At 58.2% G+C, this 1,559-nt stretch carries 2 protein-coding genes; both read right to left on the bottom strand.

Annotation, left to right across the window (positions count from 1 at the left end; genetic code table 11):
- Positions 1-5: 5 nt before the first annotated feature.
- Entirely contained in the window at positions 6-1,193 is a 1,188-nt protein-coding gene (locus tag NCT32_RS36850; RefSeq protein ID WP_250491549.1) for an ABC transporter substrate-binding protein, read from the bottom strand.
- A 42-nt stretch (positions 1,194-1,235) separates the two neighbouring features.
- Positions 1,236-1,559: SDR family NAD(P)-dependent oxidoreductase (locus tag NCT32_RS36855; RefSeq protein WP_250491550.1), on the bottom strand; the 324-nt coding region annotated here is incomplete at its 5' end.

The raw sequence follows: 1,559 nt of genomic DNA on the forward strand, positions 1-1,559 counted from the left end.
CCCGCTTAACTGCCGCTGACGTCCGGCGAATCCACTCGACGCACTTCGACCGTGTTGCCATTTCTGATTTGGGTGATGATCACGGGCACGAGCAGTTGCTGCGGCGAGCCATAGGTCGCCTTGCCGCCATAACCCACCGGTCCATACGATGTGTCCGGCTTCGCCGACGGCAGTGCTCGGGCTACCGCTTTTGGATCAACGCTGTCAGCTTTTTCAATACCGGCCTTGATCGCCATCACGCCGTCCCATACGCCCATCTGCAGGATGTTGAGCGGCTCTTTAAGCGCCTGTTTGGCCTGGGTATCTAGATCTCGCTGCAGTTTGGTCGCTGTCGGGCCGGAGAAGTCGGCGCCTTGGCCCATATAGACGCCTTCGGCGCTCTTGCCGCCCACCTTCACGAGAGTGTCGCTTCCCGTGCCCGCTGGATACAGCTTTACGCCCGCCCAGGCCTGAATCGCCAGTTCCTTCAGTACGCTGCCAGCGTCGCCGGGCGCCGATCCGCCGAGATCAACAGCATCGGGTTTGGCAGCGGCCACTTTTGTCGCAATGGACTGAAATTCCGTCGTGCCGCGCTCATAGAAGCTGGAGCTGACGACACTCACGCCGAGCTTTGCCCACTCCTGCTTGGATTGCGCTTCGGCCTGCTGGCCGGTTGAATCGTTCGGATTGAGCAAGGCCACGGTCTTGACGTTCGGATGCTGTTGCTTCACGAGCGAAAAGAGCGGTCCAAAAATCTCATACGGTGTGTTTGAATTGGTGAACGTCAGCGGAAACTTTGGGCCTTTGATTGTCTTGCCCCATGCAGTTGTCAAGAGAACTACGCCCGAACGCTCCGATAGACTCTGCGTCGCCTGCACGGGCGCGGTTCCAAGGCTCTGGACAATGTAACGTACGCCATCTCGGTTGATCATAGCCTGTGCGCTCTGCGCGCCACCAGCGGCAGTGTACAGGTTGTCGTAGGTAGTCAGTTGCACTTTGTAAGACTTGCCGCCAGCACGAATGCCGCCGTTGTCGTTAATGTGCTTTGCGACCTTTTGGCCGACCCAGTCGCAACCGATGCCCCAGTTCGCCGCGGCACCTGACATCGGTGCGCTCACGCCGAACTTGAGCACGTCATCCGCATGTGCTGGAACCACCGCCATTGAGAGTGTGACGCCAAGGAAAAAAGCGCCAAAATCGTTTCGTCGTTGCATTTTCCGTCTCCTGAGATTTTTCTATTTTTTCGCTCTAGTTGGCTAAGCGATGGATGCGCCGCTATCAACTGACAAGACTTGTCCCGTCGTCAACCGTGATTCATCCGACGCTAGGTAAAGTGCCATATGCGCGATGTCAATCGGCTCGCAGATGCCAAGAAGATAGCCCTGTGCGAGCCGTGCGGTCACTCCGTCCTCTGCAAGCAGACGCTCGACGCGTGGTGTCCGGGTGATGCCCGGCGCAATTGCGTTGACGCGGATCTTGTGTGGCGCATATTCGACCGCCATTGATCGCGTCAGTGCAGCGACCGCGCCCTTGGCGGCTGTGTAGGCATCCTTGTTCGGCGAACCTATCAGTGCAAGAAC

The organism is Caballeronia sp. INML2 (genome assembly GCF_023631365.1).
Taxonomy (GTDB): domain Bacteria; phylum Pseudomonadota; class Gammaproteobacteria; order Burkholderiales; family Burkholderiaceae; genus Caballeronia; species Caballeronia turbans.

What these genes read in the sequence shown, in the direction of transcription:
- NCT32_RS36850 (WP_250491549.1), bottom strand. Translation starts at nt 1,193, where the DNA reads ATGCAACGACGAAACGATTTTGGCGCTTTTTTCCTTGGCGTCACACTC.